At 63.6% G+C, this 1,591-nt stretch carries 2 protein-coding genes; both read right to left on the bottom strand.

Annotation, left to right across the window (positions count from 1 at the left end):
• Positions 1-9: 9 nt before the first annotated feature.
• Entirely contained in the window at positions 10-1,077 is a 1,068-nt protein-coding gene (locus CLV47_RS21745) for a DDE-type integrase/transposase/recombinase (RefSeq protein WP_170111202.1), read from the bottom strand.
• A gap of 11 nt (positions 1,078-1,088) precedes the next feature.
• The coding region (locus CLV47_RS21740; protein ID WP_238145593.1) for a hypothetical protein at positions 1,089-1,591 on the bottom strand (503 nt) is incomplete at its 5' end.

The raw sequence follows: 1,591 nt of genomic DNA, 5'->3' as shown, positions 1-1,591 counted from the left end.
CGGAACCTGTCAACCTGTTTGGAGTCGTTCGTCGGTGATGGGGTGGTTGATTCCCACGCTCGCGAGTGGGGACTTCACCACTGGTGGATGGGTGAATCGTTCGGGGTGAGCGGTGTAGAGCTTGTTCATGGCCGCTACCCGCTGGTGGTGCACGGCGCGCCAGGTGTCGTGGTGGATATCGGCGGGGGTATGCCCCTCGAGGGCACTGTGGTGGTGATGATGGTTGTACCAGTCCACGAACCAGTCGGCCCAGCCGCGGGCCTGCTCGATGCTGGTGAAGTAGTCCGGGTAGGTCGGCGCGTACTTCGCGGTCTTGAACCATGACTCACTGAACGGGTTGTCGTTGCTGACGCGGGGACGGTTTTTCGAGACTTCGATCCCTAGGTCGCGGAATAAGCCGGTCAACGTGTTCGACGTCATCGCCGAGCCGCCGTCGGAGTGCACGATCCGGGGTCGCGCACCGTGTGCGGTGAACGCGTCTTGGAACATCTCGCGGGCGAGGTCATCATCTTCGTGGTCCTCGATCCGCCAGGCGGTGATCATCCGGGAGAACACGTCGATCACGACGTAGAACTGGTAGGTCACTTTGGTGTAGGGGCCCTTCAGGTGGGTGATGTCCCAGGACCAGGCTTGCAGGGGTGCGTCGGTCAGTAGTTGCGGGATAGCGGTGGCCCGGTGTTTACGGGTCCGCCGGACCGGTCGCTCAGGGGCCAGCCGGTCCCGCGCGATCCGGTACCAGGAGGACAGGGACGCGACCGGGTCACCGGCATCGAGTGCCTCGTAGAACGTGCAATACACCGACCATCCCACCGCGAACCCGTCGCGTAGTTTCGCGGTGATGGTGTCTTGTTCGCAGCTGGCGAGCCAGGACGGGGCGCGTCGCGTGGTATGCGCTACCGGCACCGCAACGGCGGGCCGGGGATGGGAACGGTAGTGCCACGTGGAGCGGGCCATCCCCGCGGTCGTTAACGCGGCCCGTTGCGATAATCCGGCCCCGATCAGTGCCGTGACGAGGGCCGCGGTCACCGCAGCGACACTGCCACCGCTGGCGTCCGCGGGCGCATCGGTCGTGCTCATAGCGGTCATGCTCACGGGCCCGGGGTCGGGTCCGGCGAGTGGTCGGGGGCGGCGGGTTTTCTGGTCGAGTTCTTGCCGTCGCCGGCGTGATGCAAGATCTCGATAGCTTTTCCCAGTGCATCGACCGCCCGAGACCGGACCGCGAGCTCGTCGTCTTTCGCGGCGAGTTGTTGCTGGTACTGCTTGTCTCGGGTGGCCAGTTCGCTCTTCAGGGCCTCGTTCTCATCAAGCAGTCGTTTCACGATCGCTGCCTCGTCCATGTTCACCACCGTTCCTCCTCGTGGGACTAGCCCGTATTCCAGTGTGTCGGCGAAGACCTGTTGACGCCACCGCGTGACCTGCCACCGGCTCAGCCCGCGTGTGGTGAGGAAGCGGGCTTTAGCGCCGTAAGGAAGCGCGAGGTATTCGTACACCACCGCACGTTGTTCTTCTGCGGTATAGAAACCTTCTAAGGGCAAGACAATCAACTCCATGGGAATGGGTGACTGACTCACAACCAGACTGACACGTAGGG

The sequence above is a fragment of the Antricoccus suffuscus genome, assembly GCF_003003235.1.
Lineage (GTDB): Bacteria > Actinomycetota > Actinomycetes > Mycobacteriales > Antricoccaceae > Antricoccus > Antricoccus suffuscus.
The sequence above is the reverse complement of the archived record's forward strand: the minus strand, read 5'-3'. Positions and strand labels throughout refer to the sequence as shown.